The 14,525-nt window shown below is 69.7% G+C and carries 9 protein-coding genes; 5 read left to right on the forward strand and 4 right to left on the reverse strand.

The genetic code is table 11. The features are described from left to right. Positions 1-2: 2 nt before the first annotated feature. Together AB4Z48_RS04225 and AB4Z48_RS04230 are read right to left on the reverse strand one after the other, a co-directional pair. Positions 3-2,261, reverse strand: a complete 2,259-nt coding sequence (locus tag AB4Z48_RS04225; protein WP_441612613.1) for a molybdopterin cofactor-binding domain-containing protein — start codon at positions 2,259-2,261, stop codon at positions 3-5. A 13-nt stretch (positions 2,262-2,274) separates the two neighbouring features. Beyond that, a complete protein-coding gene (locus AB4Z48_RS04230; RefSeq protein WP_441612614.1) occupies positions 2,275-2,733 on the reverse strand; it encodes a (2Fe-2S)-binding protein in 459 nt (152 codons plus the stop codon). A 334-nt stretch (positions 2,734-3,067) separates the two neighbouring features. Between AB4Z48_RS04230 and AB4Z48_RS04235 the strand changes: the two genes are divergently transcribed. Beyond that, entirely contained in the window at positions 3,068-4,141 is a 1,074-nt protein-coding gene (locus tag AB4Z48_RS04235) for an acyltransferase family protein (protein WP_441612730.1), read from the forward strand. 94 nt (positions 4,142-4,235) lie between these two features. Here the strand turns inward: AB4Z48_RS04235 and AB4Z48_RS04240 are convergent, their stop codons facing one another. Together AB4Z48_RS04240 and AB4Z48_RS04245 are read right to left on the reverse strand one after the other, a co-directional pair. Continuing rightward, positions 4,236-4,430: a hypothetical protein gene (locus tag AB4Z48_RS04240; RefSeq protein WP_441612615.1), complete on the reverse strand. Its 195-nt coding sequence runs from the start codon at positions 4,428-4,430 to the stop codon at positions 4,236-4,238. Positions 4,431-4,671: 241 nt separating this feature from the next. Then, positions 4,672-4,989: a hypothetical protein gene (locus AB4Z48_RS04245; RefSeq protein ID WP_441612616.1), complete on the reverse strand. Its 318-nt coding sequence runs from the start codon at positions 4,987-4,989 to the stop codon at positions 4,672-4,674. A gap of 561 nt (positions 4,990-5,550) precedes the next feature. On the opposite strand from AB4Z48_RS04245, the gene AB4Z48_RS04250 reads away from it, so the two are divergent. The 4 genes from AB4Z48_RS04250 to AB4Z48_RS04265 all read left to right on the forward strand — a co-directional run bounded on the left by AB4Z48_RS04250 (position 5,551) and on the right by AB4Z48_RS04265 (position 14,246). Continuing rightward, positions 5,551-8,943: a diguanylate cyclase gene (locus AB4Z48_RS04250; RefSeq protein ID WP_441612617.1), complete on the forward strand. Its 3,393-nt coding sequence runs from the start codon at positions 5,551-5,553 to the stop codon at positions 8,941-8,943. Positions 8,944-9,492: 549 nt separating this feature from the next. Continuing rightward, a complete protein-coding gene (locus AB4Z48_RS04255; RefSeq protein WP_441612618.1) occupies positions 9,493-10,803 on the forward strand; it encodes a dicarboxylate/amino acid:cation symporter in 1,311 nt (436 codons plus the stop codon). 190 nt (positions 10,804-10,993) lie between these two features. Next, on the forward strand, positions 10,994-12,934 hold the full coding sequence (locus AB4Z48_RS04260) for a sensor histidine kinase (RefSeq protein WP_441612619.1): 1,941 nt from the start codon (positions 10,994-10,996) through the stop codon (positions 12,932-12,934). Beyond that, the gene (locus AB4Z48_RS04265) at positions 12,924-14,246 is read left to right on the forward strand and encodes a sigma-54-dependent transcriptional regulator (protein ID WP_441612620.1); all 1,323 of its coding nucleotides are present in this window, start codon (positions 12,924-12,926) and stop codon (positions 14,244-14,246) included. The genes AB4Z48_RS04260 and AB4Z48_RS04265 overlap by 11 nt, the downstream gene beginning before the upstream one ends. Positions 14,247-14,525 lie beyond the last annotated feature (279 nt).

Raw genomic sequence — 14,525 nt, forward strand, 5'->3', positions numbered from 1 at the left:
GCTCAGGCCAGCACGAAGGGCAGTTGCCGCTGGCGCTTGCCGGTGAGCGTGAACAGCGCGTTGGCCACCGCCGGGGCGATCGGCGGCACACCCGGTTCGCCCAGGCCGGTGGGGTTGTCCTCCGACGGCACGAAGAACACGTCCACCACCGGCGCATCGGTGATGCGCGGCGGCGGATAGTCGGGGAAGTTGCTGTTCTTTACCGCGCCATTCTCGATCTCGATGGCGAAGCCCGGCCGCATCATCGCCAGCCCGAACACGCAGGCGCCCTGGATCTGCGCCTCGGCGGACATCGGGTTGACCACGCGGTTGGCATGCACGCCAGCCGTCACGCGGTGCACGCGCGGCTGGTTCTTCACCAGCGACACTTCCACCACGTAGGCCACCACGGTGTTGAACGACTCGTGCAAGGCCACGCCCCAGGCCTGTCCCTTGGGCAACTTGCGCTTGCCGTAACCGGACTTCTGCACCGCCAGCTGCAGCGCCGCGCGATGGCGCGCGTGCTTGCCCGCGTCCAGCCGCGACAGCCGGTACGCCACCGGATCCTGGCGCGCGTTGACTGCGATCTCGTCGACCAGCGTCTCCTTGACGAAGGCCGTATGCGTATTGCCGACCGAGCGCCACCACAGTACCGGCACGTCCACCTGCGGATGGTGCACCGAGAGCTGCAGCGGGAAACCGTAGTCGTTCTCGACGATGCCTTCGGTCATGGTCGCGTCCACGCCACCCTTGATCATGAAGGCCTCGAACGGCGTGCCCTTGAGGATGGACTGGCCCACCACGGTGTGCTGCCAGCCCAGCACCTGCCCCTTCGCATCGATGCCGATACGGGCCCGGTGCACGTGCAGCGGCCGGTAGTAGCCGCCGCGGATATCGTCCTCGCGGCTCCACATCACCTTGAGCGGCTCGTCATGGCCGTTCTTGACCCAGGTCTGCAGCACGTTGGCGGCTTCGACCAGGTAATCGGAAGTGGGCACCGCGCGCCGGCCGAAGCCGCCGCCGGCCATCATGGTATTGAGCGTGACCTTGTCCAGCTTCAGGCCCAGCACGCGCGCGATGGCGGCCTGGTCCACGGTCTGGAACTGCGAGCCGACCCAGACCTTGACCGACTGCACCGTCTTGCCCGTCACCTCGGCCTGCATGGTGCAGTTCAGCGGCTCCATCGGCGCGTGCGCCAGGTAGGGGAACTCATAGTCCGCCTCGATGGTGCGCGCCGCGCCCGACATGGCACCCAGGTCGGCCTGCACCGCCACCGTGCCCGGCTGCGCGGCCAGCGCCTTGTACTGCGCGAACAGGGCCTTGGTGGAGACGGTGGAGCCCGCGTCTTCCCACACAATCTCGAGCGCGTCGCGAGCCTGCTTGGCCGGCCAGTAGCCATCCGCGACCACCGCCACGCCGGTGCCGCCGCGGTCCACCGGCACCAGCATGATGTCGGCCACGCCCTTGATTGCGCGCGCCTTGTCGGCATTGAAGGACTTCACCTTGCCGCCGAAGCGCGGCGGGCGCGCCACCACGGCGACCACCATGTCCTTGAGGCGGGTGTCGATGCCGAAGGCGGTGGTTGCCTCCAGCTTGCCGCGCGCGTCCAGGCGCGGCGTGGGCTTGCCGATGATCTTGAACTGCGAGGGGTCCTTGAGCTTCACCTGCTGCGGCACCGGCAGCGCCATGGCGGCCTGCGCCAGCTCCCCATAGGTGGCGCGGTGGCTGCCGGAAGTCACCACGCCCTGCGCCACCTGGCAGCTGGCGGGATCGACCTGCCACTGCTTCGCCGCGGCCGCCACCAGCATGGCGCGGGCACGCGCGCCGAGTTCGCGGTATTGCTGGAAGGAATGATTGAGCGCCGTGGAGCCGCCGGTCATCTGCATGCCGAAGCCGGGGTCCTTGTAGGCATCGCCGGCGGGCGCGAGCGTGGCGCGTACATTGCGCCAGTCCACGTCGAGCTCCTCGGCGAGTGCCATGGGCAGCGCGGTGTGCACGCCCTGGCCGAACTCGAGCCGGTTCACCGCCACCGTGACCGTGTTGTCCGGCGCGATCAGCACGAAGGCCTGCGGCGGCGAGGGCGGCGCCTTGGGCGCGCCGCCTTCCTGCGCCTGCGCATTCGGCACGGGCAGCAAGCCGAGCGCCAGGCCGCCACCGGCAAAGCCGGCGAGCTTGAGGAAATCGCGGCGGTCGAATGTGGCTGCGGCATCCGCGCGCGCGGGTGCCGACGGGTCCTGCCGGCGGCTGCCGCCGGCAAGTGCTTCCAGGTTCTGTATTCGCATGATGTGGCTCTCCTTATGCCAGCGCGCGCGCCGCATCCTTGATGGCGGCGCGGATTCGCTGGTAGGTGCCGCAGCGGCACAGGTTGCCCGCCATGGCCTGGTCGATGTCGGCGTCGGTCGGGTGCTTCTTGTTGCGCAGCAGCCCCGTCGCGCTCATGACCTGCCCGTTCTGGCAGTAGCCGCACTGCGCCACGTCATGCTTGATCCAGGCATCCAGCACCGCACGGCCGACCTTGTCGCCCGTGACGCCTTCGATGGTAGTGATGCGTACGCCCTGCGCGGCGGACACCGGGGTCACGCAACTGCGCGTGGGCTGGCCGTTCACATGCACGGTGCACGCACCGCAGGCGGCCATGCCGCAGCCGAACTTGGTGCCGGTCATGCCGAGGTTGTCGCGCAGTGCCCACAGCAGCGGCGTGGACGGATCGACGTCGACTTGCAACGGCTTGCCGTTGATATCTAGGGTGGTCATGAGGGGAAGCTCCTTGGGTCTGTTTGCCCTGGCCTGGTGCGCGCCGGGCGCGGCCGGTCCGCGGCGCCTGCCGCCGGGGCAGGCGCGTAAAGCCTTCTGAGCATAGTGCAAAACGGGGGCGCACGTGCAGTACGGCGCACCGGGCCGGCAGCCGCCGGCCTGGCGATGCGCGCGCGGCGAACTTCGCGCGGTGCCCGGCGTCTCTTTCTTATCCCCCGCCAGATCCGCCCGATCCCGATCCGTGCCCGAGCCGCCCGCCCTTCCGTCGCTTCCTGCCGCTTCCGCCGGACGGCGCGCGCGGGCGCCGCGCGCCGTCGCCGCTGCCCCCGCCAGGCTGGACAGCATCCAGGCCCTGCGCGGACTGGCCGCGGCCTATGTGCTGGTGTATCACTCGGGCCTGCGCCTGGGCGGCGAGCATGCGCCGCTGCTAGGCTGGCTGACCGAGAATGTGATCAAGCGCGGCCACGTCGGGGTGGATGTGTTCTTCGTCATCAGCGGCTTCATCATCGCCTGGGTGGCGGTGCTGGCGCGCACGCAGCCGGAACCGACGCTGTCGTTCGCGATCCGCCGCGTGTGCCGCCTGGCACCGCCGTACTGGTTCATGTCGGTATTGCACGCGCTGACGCTCAACCCGGTCAGCCCGGGCCTGTTCGCCGCCTCGCTGGCCTTCATCCCGAGCGCGCCGCAGGACGCGCCCTACTTCGGCTACCCCGCGCTCTACGTGGGCTGGTCGCTCAATTACGAGATGGCGTTCTATGCGGTGTGCGCGCTGGGCCTGATGCTGGCCGGGCGGCGCGCCTTGCTGGTGATGGCAGCCGTGTTCGCCGTCACCACGCTGGCGCTGCCGTGGTGGCGCTTCGGCGCGGTCGATCTCGATCCGGCCCATGCCTATCCGTTCGCCTCGGCATGGCTGTCGATGATCGCCAACCCGCTGGTGCTGGAGTTCGCGCTGGGCTGCGCGCTCGCGTGGCTCTACGCGCGCACGCGCCATCGCCTCACGCGCGGCGTGGCCACGGTGTTGCTGGCGCTCGGGGTGGCCGGATTCTCGGCCTCGCTGGTGCTGGTGGAGCCGGAATTCAGCCTGGGCGGGCGCGCCCTGCCGGCCGGCGCCCTCCTGTTCGGCGCGGTGGCGGCCGAGCATGCCGGCGTGCTGCGCGTGCCGCGCATGCTGGTATGGCTGGGCGAGCTGTCGTACGCGCTCTACCTGACGCACCCGACCGTGATCGAGGCCGTCAAGCGGCTGATGCCAGAGCTGGCACCCGGGCAGATGGGCTGGCAGCTTGCGCGCTTCGCCATCGACGCGGCGCTCGCGCTCGGCCTTGCCATGCTGCTGCACCGCTGGGTGGAGCAGCCAGCGATGGCGGCGGGCCGCCGCCTGGCGCGGCGCTTCGCTGGGGCGGTCGGCTAACCGCTGCAAATAGAGACGCATCGCCTGCGCTTGTTGCTTGTTGCTTGTTCATCGATGCTTGTTCCATGGTGGCCAGCGCACTGCGCGGCAGCCCTCAGAAATCTTCCACCGGTGGTTCGCTGGCGTCGGGATTGCCGGGGCGCCTGGCCGATGGCGGTTCGCCGTTCTCGTCGCGCAGGTCGCGCCCTGGCTTGTCATCCTGGTCGCGCTGCTCGTGCTCGCGGCCCGGATGCGGGTCTGGGCGGTGCGGCTTGCGGGGGTCCGGCTGGTGTTCTCTGGCCTGGGTCATGGCGTGTCTCGGTTGGCGCCCGGATGGCGAGCGCAATGGTGAGCGGGGAATGTGAGCGGGGAATGGAGAGAGCGATGGCGAGCGCAAGTCCCGGCTCCGGGCCATGCAGGATCTTGTCGGGCATCGGCGGGGAGCCACGCTTGCGCGCGCCGCGGGCGTTGCGGATGGCCGGCGGCGGCGGTCAGCACGCAGAGGGAGTCGCGGTACTTGACCGGCTGCCGGCCCGGGCCCGGCGCAAGCCCTATTGCTTCGGTGCCGGACTGGGCGAGTCGCCCTTCGGACCCGAAGGCGCATCGGCGCTTGGCGCGCGATTGGCATCCTGCTGGCGCGGCTTGTCGGCGCGGTGGGTGCTCTTGCCCTTGGACTTGGCGTCGGACTTCGACATGCCGCTGCTGTTGTCCATCTGAGCGCCGGCCATGTTGCGGTCAGACTGGTTCTGCCCTTCGGTGGGCGGCGCGCTCGGGTTGGGCTGGTTGATCGGGGCTTGCTGGGCCATTGCCGGCAGGCCAAAGGCGGCGGCGCTCAGCACGATGGCGCCTTGAATCAGGACTCGTTTCATGGTGGTCTCCTTGCGGTGGTAGCGATGGTCATGGCGATGGTCATGGCGATGGTCATGGCGATGCATCGTTCATGGACGGACTGACACCCGGCATGGCAGCCACGCAGGCCGCGCTTGCCCGCGCCAGAGCAGTCCAGCCTGGCCGGGGGAATGCCCGGCATTGCAGGCCAACGCCTTTACGATATGTGCTGGCATCCCCCACCTCAGCGGGGAATTGCCTGAAACGCCTGTAGGATTCGGACGACACGAGCCGAAGCCGGCAGCCACGCGCTGGGGCATGCCCCGCTGGCGCGCAAGCCGCCACGGAGGCCGGTTGCGGGGCGGCGAAGGGGGCCGGCGCGCCGATGGAACCCCCATGGGCGCATCGGTCGCCTACATGAAATCAGCCGGGCGCGCTAGCCCGAACAACGGCGACACAGGCATTTTTCTCGGCTCGTGCCGCCGTCGGATGACCGCTATATTGACCGATTAGGCTGGGCCGCGCGTGCAACTTGCGCGAATAGCCGCCATTGCCCCGCCATAGCCCCGCCATAGCCCCTAGATCAGACCGCAGCCGCAGACATGACGCCAGAATCGGAAGTCCGCCCATTGCCCACCTCCTGGCCGCGCTGGCAGCGCGTGGCGCTGGCCGCCCTCGGCTTCTTCCTGCTTGCCCTGGCCGGCATCGCCGTGTCGCGCTATCCCGGCAACGTATCCATGCTCTGGCTGGCGAACGCGTTCGGGCTTGGCGTGGTGCTGCACCACCACCGCCGCGACGCGCCATGGTTGCTTGCCGGCATGCTGGTGGCGGGCGTGGCGGCAAATGCGACCATGGGCGACCAGCCGGCGATCGCGCTGGCGCTCGCGCTGGGCAATGTGGCCGAGATCGTTTTCTCCGCCTGGCTGGTGCGCACCATGACCGCGGGCGCGGCGCAGAGCCGGCCGGGTCCGCTGGCGCGCTTCGCGCTGACGCTGGGCGCGGCCAGCACCCTGGGGCCGGCGGTGGGCGCTACCATCGGCGCGGCCACCATCGCCACCGCGTACAACAGCGGTTTCGCCGCCGTCTGGTGGACCTGGTGGACCGCCGACTCGATGGGCGTGGTGATGCTGCTGCCGCTGATGGTCTCGGTCACGCGCGAGCGCGTGGCGGACACCTTCGGCCGCGCCGGCCTGCGACGCTTTGCCGCATTGCTGGTGCTCAGCCTGACGGTAGGCATGCTGGCGCTGTACAAGAGCAACGAGCCGTTCGTGGTGATGGCGCTGCCGCTGGTGCTGGCCGCGCTGCTGACCAACCCGTTCGCCACCGCGCTGCTCACGCTGCTGGCGATCACCGCCACCGTCGTGCTGGGCCTGGTCGCGGCCTCGCTTGGCCGGGTCGCGGGCGAGCCATTCCTGCTGCAATCGGTGCAACTGTCGACCGCGCTGATCATGCTGTTCCCGATCAGCATCGCCTTCCTGCTGGAGCAGAACCGGCGGGACCGCAGCGAACTGCGCGGCAGCGAGCGGCGCTTTCGCCAGGCCATGGAGCATTCGGCCATCGGCATGGCGCTGGTGGGCCTGGACGGTCGCTGGCTGCAGGTCAACCGCGCCATCTGCGACCTGTTCGGCTATGAGAGCAATGAGCTGTTCGACCTGCCCTTCCCGCTGATCACGCACCCCGACGACCTCGCCCCGGACCTGCACCAGGTAGAGCGCCTGCTGGCCGGCCAGATCGAGTCATACCGCATCGAAAAGCGGTTCCGCCACAAGGACGGCAGCTACCGCTGGACGCTGCTGGCGGTATCGCTGGTACGCGACGAGCATACCGGCGCGCCGCAGCACTTCATCTCGCAGGTCGAAGACATCGACGATCGCAAGACCGCGCAGGAAAAACTCGAAGCGCTGACGCGCCGCACGCAACTGGCGGTGGAAGCCGGCCGCGTGGGCATCTGGGAGTGGAACATCGCCAGCGGCGCGATCGCCTGGGATGCGCGCATGCACGCATTGCACGGCAGCGATCCCGCCGGCGGCGCGCCCGATCTCCAGCACTGGATCGGCATGGTGCATGCCGAAGACGTCGACAAGGCGCGCAGCGAGATGCGCGAGGCGGTGCGCGGCACGCGCGCCTTCGATACCGAATACCGCATCCAGCGCACCGACGGCGAAGTGCGCCATATCCGCGCCATGGCAATGGTGCTGCGCCAGGACGACGGCACCGCGCTGTCCATGATCGGCACCAACTGGGATATCACCGAGCAGCGCCACCTGACCGAGGCGCTGTTCGAGGAAAAGGAACGCCTGCACATCACGCTGCGCTCGATCGGCGACGCGGTGATCTGCACCGATGCCGCCATGGCCGTGACGTTCATGAACCCGATCGCCGAGCAGCTCACCGGCTGGACCATGCAGGCCGCCGCCGGGCAGCCGCTCGAGTTCATTTTCCGTATCGTCGACGAGCACAGCAACCTGCCCATCCCGAGCCCGGTGGAGCAGTGCCTGCAGACCCTGCGCCCGGTCTACCTGCAGGACGGCGCCGTGCTGCAGAGCCTGACCGGCGACCGCCACGACGTGCAGGATTCCGCCGCGCCGGTGCGTACCGCCACGGGCGAGGTAATCGGCGCGGTGCTGGTGTTCCAGGACATCACCAGCGCGCGCGCGCTGCAGCGCGAGCTGGCGCACTCGGCTTCGCACGATGCGCTGACCGGCCTGCCCAATCGCATCTGGTTCGAGAAATGCCTGCGCGAGGCGTGCGAGGCCGCGCGCATGCAGCACCAGCACCACGCGCTGTGCTTCATCGACCTGGACCGCTTCAAGATCGTCAACGACACCGCGGGGCATGCCGCCGGCGACGTGCTGCTGCGCGAGCTGGGGCACGTGATCCGCCACCATGTGCGCCCCGACGACGTGCTGGCGCGCCTGGGCGGCGACGAGTTCGCGCTGCTGCTCAAGGACTGCTCGGTCGACCAGGCCGAGCGTGTCTGCCAGAAGATCATCGATGCCATCCGCGGCCAGCGCTTCCCGTGGGAAGGGCGCGTCTACGATGTCGGCGCCAGCATCGGCATCACCGCCATCGACAACGAGACCCCGCCGGTGGGCGAGCTGATGAGCCGCGCCGACGTGGCCTGCTATGCCGCCAAGGCGGCCGGGCGCAGCCGCGTCTCGGTGTACCGCCGCGACGAAAGCGATGCGCAGCGCCACCACCAGGAGCTGCAGGTGGCCGCGGGCATCCACTCGGCGCTGGATGCCAACCGCTTCCGCCTGTTCGCGCAGGAAATCCGCGCGCTGCAGCAGGACGACGAGGCCGCGGATGCCGACCGCCATATCGAGATCCTGGTGCGCATGGTGGACGAGCAAGGCAAGCTGGTGATGCCGGGCGCCTTCATCCCCGCCGCCGAGCGCTATGACCTGATGGGTCACGTGGACCGCTGGGTGATCCACCACGTGCTGCGCGAGTTCGGCGCGCGCCTGGCCGCCGTGCCGGCGCTCACGGTGGCCATCAACCTGTCGGCCAACTCGCTCGGCGAGCCCTTCCTGCTGCCCTTCCTGCATGCCGAGCTGCACGAATCGGTGCTGCCGGCCAGCCGCATCCAGCTGGAAATCACCGAGACCGCGCTGATCAACAACATGGCCGCGGCCAACCGGCTGGTGGCGGAGATGCGCAGCGCCGGCTGCACCGTGGCGCTGGACGACTTCGGCGCGGGCCTGTCGTCGTTCTCGTACCTGAAGCAGTTCCCGGTGGACTATCTCAAGATCGACGGCAGCTTTATCCGCCACCTCGCCGGCAGCGCGGTCGACCGCGAGATCGTCAGCTCGATCAACGACATCGGGCACCGGCTGGGCATGCTCACGGTAGCCGAATCCGTGGAGGACGAGCAGACCCTGCAGACCTTGCGCGCGATCGGCGTGGACTACGCCCAGGGCTACGTGATCGGGCGGCCGATGCCGCTGGAAGACTTCCTGGAGCGCTGCCGCACGCTGCCGGTCGATAACGCCTGACTGGCGGCTGACTGGCGGCTAATTCATGGCTGACCATGCTGACCATGCTGACCAGGCAGACGAAGGGCTGACCAAGGGCTGACGGCCCTCCCCTCGCCGGGCAGCATGCTGCCCGCGTCACACCCGGCCCCGCCGCCCCTGGCGGGTGCCTTCCGCACCGCCCGGCGCGTTCGGAGATCCGAACGCGCGCGCCGCCCGAACGCACGGAAACCCGAACCGTGCGCCGGGATCACTTTGATTTCCCCTTGTTTTTCAGCAACTTAGCCGCAGCCCCCAGGCCCGCCGGCCTGGCACGGCTCGTGCGATGTATGCGCCCGCCCAAGCGGCAGATACAGGTTGACGGGCGGCTGCCCCGCCGCCGGCCCGCACCGACAAAACAATGGAGGAAACAATGACAGAGCCCGCCTTGCAGACCCCGCATCGCTGACGTCCCCGGCGCAAGGCCGCGAGACGCTCCCCGCGGGACGGCGCTCCACGCCTGAAGCTGCCAGCCCCGCCCCCGCAAAAACAGCCGCCCGGCCACCCGCCGGGCGCATGGCCCGACTTCTGATGAAACTGAACCGACTGCCCACCCTGATTTTCCTTGCGATGCTGCTCGGCGTGCTGGCCGGCACGGCAGCCCACCACATGGCGCCGGACCCCGCCGCCGCCAAGTCCATCGCGGACTACCTGTCCATCCTCACCGACGTGTTCCTGCGCATGATCAAGATGATCATCGGGCCGCTGGTGTTCGCCACGCTGGTCAGCGGCATCGCTGGCATGGGCGACGGCCGCGCCGTGGGCCGCATCGGCCTGAAGGCCATGGCATGGTTCATCGCCGCGTCGATCACCTCGCTGCTGCTGGGACTGCTGATGGCCAACCTGCTGACGCCGGGCCAGGGCATGAACCTGGCGCTGCCGCCGGCCGACGCCGCCTCCAACCTGAAGACCGGGGCGCTGAACCTGCGCGACTTCATCGCGCACATGTTCCCCAAGAGCTTCGTCGAGGCCATGGCCACCAACGAGATCCTGCAGATCGTGGTGTTCTCGCTGTTCTTCGGCTTTGCCCTGGGCACCGTCAAGGACGGCGTGGGCAAACCCGTGCTGGCGGCCATCGACGGCCTCGGCCACGTCATGCTGAAGGTCACCAACTACGTGATGGCGTTCGCGCCGGTGGGCGTGTTCGGCGCCATCGCCGCGGTGATCACGGCCGAGGGCCTGGGCGTGCTGGTGGTGTACGCCAAGCTGCTGGGCAGCGTCTACCTGTCGCTGGCGCTGCTGTGGATGGCGCTGATCGCCGGGGGCTACTTCTTCCTGGGCCGCGACGTGTTCCGCCTGCTCAAGATGGTGCGCGCGCCGCTGATGATCGGCTTCGCCACCGCCAGCAGCGAATCGGCCTACCCCAAGGTGATCGAGCAGCTCGGCCGCTTCGGCGTGAAGGAGCGCATCACCGGCTTCGTGCTGCCGCTGGGCTACTCGTTCAACCTGGATGGCTCCATCATGTACACCTCGTTCGCCGCGTTGTTCGTGGCGCAGGTGTATGGCATCCACCTCTCGCTCACGCAGCAGATCACCATGCTGCTGGTGCTGCTGGTCACCAGCAAGGGCATCGCCGGCGTGCCGCGCGCCTCGCTGGTGGTGGTGGCCGCGGTACTGCCGATGTTCGGCCTGCCCGAGGCGGGCATCCTGCTGGTGCTGGGCATCGACCATGTGCTCGACATGGGCCGCACCGTCACCAATGTACTTGGCAACGCCATTGCCACCACCGTCGTCGCCAAAAGCGAAGGCGCCATCGGCGCGCCGGTGCCCGAAGAAGCGGATGACCCCGCTGCCGACGGCAACCTTGGCCTGACACCCGTTCAGGTCCTGGCCGGCAAGTAACACTGCCAGCGCGCCAAGGCCCGGCTGCCGATCAGGTAGCCGGGCCTTTTTCTTTTGCGGTGCACAATACGCGATGTGGTAAAAGACGGGGTTATTCGCGCTGCCGCCGCCGTGCCATGCCCGTGTATTTCCTTGCCACGGCGAAGCGCGCTGCAGCCATCCGCAGCCCAAAAGCCTTTCTCGCAAGCCCATGACTGGCCCGTTCCGTTCACACGCCACCCCGCCAGGCGCCCTGCCCGACGCCCCCTCTCGCCACGGCCGTACCGGCCGCCTGCGCCAGTGGGTACCCCTGTTCGCCATGCTGGCGCTGGCGGTGCTGGTCGGGCTGGCTGGCGCGCTGGGCTACCGCTACAGCTACGACGCCGCCCTGGCACGCCAGGGCGAGCGCGGCCAGGTGCAGCTGCGGCTGTACGACCAGGCGCTGTCGAGCGAGCTGGGGCGCTACGACTACGTGCCCAGCCTGCTGTCGCTGGACGACAAGATCGCCGCGCTGCTGGCCAGGCCGGACGACCCGGCGCGGGTCGAGGCGGCCAACCAGTACCTGGCGGCGCTCAACGCCCGCGCCGGCACGCGCGCGGTATACGTGCTCGATGCGCACGGCCGCGTGCGCGCCACCAGCAACTACCAGCGGCCCGACAGCTACATGGGCGAGGATCTCAGCTTCCGCACCTATTTCAACGATGCCGCCGATGGCCAGCTGGGCCGTTTCTACGGCGTCGGCACCACGCGCAGCGAGCCCGGCTACTATCTCTCCGCCCCGCTCGGCGACCGCCACAAGCCCAGCGGCGTGGCGGTGGTCAAGGTGGGCCTGGAGCCGCTGGAGAACCGCTGGCAGGGCGCCGACACGCAGATGCTGCTGACCGACGAGAACGGCGTGGTGATCCTGGCCTCGGACCCGTCGCTGAAGCTGGCCGCGCTCAGGCCGCTGGCGCCGGGGCAGCGCGAGCGGCTGCAGCACAGCCTGCAGTACAACCGCGCCCCCCTGCCGCAGCTAGAGCTGGCGCCGGTGCGCAAGCTGTCCGACAGCGACGCCCTGGTGCGCCTGCGGCGCGGTCCGCCCATGCTGGCGCAGACCGCCGAGCTGGTCGGCACCGACTGGCAGCTCACGCTGCTCACCAATACTTCGCAGGCGCGCCTGGCCGCGCTCAACAGCGCCGCGCTGGCGGGCGTGCTGACGGCCTTCGTGCTGCTGCTGGCGGCGGCCTGGAACGTGCGCCGGCGCATCGTCGGCGAGCGCCTGGCCGCGCGCGTGGCGCTGGAAGCCGCGAACGGCGAACTCGAACGCAAGGTGGCCGAGCGCACCGCCGACCTGTGGACCGCCAACCAGCAGCTGCAGGCCGAGGTCGCCGAGCGCATCCGCGCCGAAGCGACCTTGCGCCAGGCCCAGGACGGCCTGCTCCAGGCCGGCAAGCTGGCCGCCGTCGGCCAGATGTCCACCGGTATCGCGCATGAGCTGAACCAGCCGCTGGCGGCACTGCGCACGCTCTCGGGCAACACGCAGAAATTTCTCGAACGCGGCGACAACGCCACGGCGCAGGCCAACCTCGGCACCATCATCGGCCTGGTCGAGCGCATGGGCCGCATCACCGGCGCGCTCAAGTCGTTCGCGCGCAAGCCCGGCAACGGCAGCTGCACCGCGCGGCTGGACGAAGCGCTGGACAACGCGCTGTTCCTGCTCGACACGCGCCTGCAGGCGGTGCGCCCGGAACTGAGCCGCCAGCTCGAGCCCGGCCTGGTGCTGGCGTGCGACCCCAACCGCCTGGAGCAGGTGCTGGTCAACCTGCTCGGCAATGCGCTCGACGCCGTGGCCGGCATGCCCGCGCCGCGGCTGGAAGTGCGCGGCCACCTGGCGGGCGACAAGCTCCGCCTGACCATCCGCGACAACGGCGCGGGCTTGTCCGAGGAGGCGTTCGCCCGCCTGTTCGAGCCCTTCTTCACCACCAAGCCCGCCGGCCAGGGCCTGGGGCTCGGCCTGGCGCTGTCGGCCGGCATCCTGGATGAATCGGGCGGCAGCCTCGAGGCCAGCAATCACCCGGACGGCGGCGCCTGCTTCACGCTGGTGCTGCCGCTGGCGCGGCCCGGCGCGCGCCAGGAAAACCAGGCAAGCAGGGAAACCGGCCATGACAAGTAATCCGCTCACCGTACTGATCGTCGAAGACGATCCCGACGTACGCCTGGGCTGCGAGCAGGCCCTGCGGCTCGAAGGCATTGCCACGCGCGCGGTCGGCAGCGCCGAGGCAGCGCTGCGCGAAGCCGGCGAGAACTTCGCCGGCGTGGTGGTCAGCGATATCCGCCTGCCCGGCATGGACGGCATGGCGCTGCTGCGCGAACTCAAGGCACGCGACGGCGCGCTGCCGGTGATCATGGTGACCGGCCACGGCGATGTCAGCCTGGCGGTGCAGGCCATGAAGTCCGGTGCCTACGACTTCCTGGAGAAGCCCTTCTCGCCCGAGCAGCTGGTGGAGGTGGCGCGGCGCGCGCTGGAGCAGCGCCGCCTGGTGCTGGAAGTGGCCGAACTGCGCCGCAAGCTGGCCGGGCGCGACACGCTGCAGGCGCGCCTGATCGGGCAGTCGCCGGCCATCGAACGGCTGCGCAAGCTGATTGCGGACCTGGCCGACACCGCCGCCAACGTGCTCATCCACGGCGAGACCGGCACCGGCAAGGAACTGGTGGCACGCTGCCTGCACGAAGCCAGCGCGCGCCATGCACGGCATTTCGTGCCGATCAACTGCGGCGGCCTGCCCGAGCAGCTGTTCGAGAGCGAGATCTTCGGCCACGAAGCCGGCTCCTTCACCGGCGCGGCGCGGCGGCGCATCGGCAAGGTCGAGCACGCCGAGGGCGGCACGCTGTTCCTCGACGAGATCGAAAGCATGCCGATGCAGATGCAGATCAAGCTGCTGCGGGTGTTGCAGGAACGCGTGGTGGAGCGGCTCGGCTCCAATACGCCGGTACCGGTCAACACCCGCGTGGTGGCGGCCACCAAGGCGGACCTCAAGGCGCTGTCGGAGGCCGGCCAGTTCCGCGCCGACCTCTATTACCGTCTCAACGTGGTGACGCTGGAGCTGCCGCCGCTGCGCGAGCGGCGCGAAGACGTGCCGCCGCTGTTCGAGCATTTCGTGGCCCAGGCCGCCCTGCGCTTCGAGCGCGAGGCGGTAGCCGCCAGCCGGGCCGAGATGGCCGCGCTGATGGCCTACCCGTGGCCCGGCAATGTGCGCGAGCTGCGCAACCTGGCCGAGCGCCACGTGCTGGGGCTGGGCTGCAACCCGGGCCAGGGCACCGCCGAGCCGGCCGCGCTGCCACTGGCGCAGGCCGTGGAGCAGTTCGAACGGGCCATGGTGGCCGAGGCCATGCGCCGCCATGAAGGCAACCTGAGCCGCGCCGCCGAGGCACTGGGCATCGCCAAGACCACCTTGTTCGACAAGGTGAAGAAGTACAGGCTCTGAGCCACGGCGCGCCGCCCCGCGCGCCTTGCGGTCCTGGCCTCGGCCCGGCCCATCCCGTCCGGCCCCGCCCGCTCCCCGCGGGCTCCTGCGCACGCTCTGCACGGTCACGCCGCGCTATGTGAGGTGCCGCACCGAAGCGCGCCGTACGCCGCGCCACCATGGCTTCACCCCTTCCCGCGCGCCTTGCGTCCAACCGGCGCCAGGCGCGGCCGGTGCGGGACAAAGCCCGGGCCGTCGGCCGGGGCCGGCGACCGCGGTACTGGCCCGTACCGCGGTCGC

Source organism: Cupriavidus sp. 2TAF22, assembly GCF_052115045.1.
Lineage (GTDB): Bacteria > Pseudomonadota > Gammaproteobacteria > Burkholderiales > Burkholderiaceae > Cupriavidus.

Excerpts from the sequence above, each read along its gene's own strand:
- AB4Z48_RS04225 (WP_441612613.1), bottom strand. The coding sequence starts at position 2,261 with ATGCGAATACAGAACCTGGAAGCACTTGCCGGCGGCAGCCGCCGGCAG.
- AB4Z48_RS04265 (WP_441612620.1), top strand. The coding sequence starts at position 12,924 with ATGACAAGTAATCCGCTCACCGTACTGATCGTCGAAGACGATCCCGAC.
- AB4Z48_RS04255 (WP_441612618.1), top strand. The coding sequence starts at position 9,493 with ATGAAACTGAACCGACTGCCCACCCTGATTTTCCTTGCGATGCTGCTC.
- AB4Z48_RS04240 (WP_441612615.1), bottom strand. The coding sequence starts at position 4,430 with ATGACCCAGGCCAGAGAACACCAGCCGGACCCCCGCAAGCCGCACCGC.
- AB4Z48_RS04260 (WP_441612619.1), top strand. The coding sequence starts at position 10,994 with ATGACTGGCCCGTTCCGTTCACACGCCACCCCGCCAGGCGCCCTGCCC.
- AB4Z48_RS04250 (WP_441612617.1), top strand. The coding sequence starts at position 5,551 with ATGACGCCAGAATCGGAAGTCCGCCCATTGCCCACCTCCTGGCCGCGC.
- AB4Z48_RS04245 (WP_441612616.1), bottom strand. The coding sequence starts at position 4,989 with ATGAAACGAGTCCTGATTCAAGGCGCCATCGTGCTGAGCGCCGCCGCC.
- AB4Z48_RS04230 (WP_441612614.1), bottom strand. The coding sequence starts at position 2,733 with ATGACCACCCTAGATATCAACGGCAAGCCGTTGCAAGTCGACGTCGAT.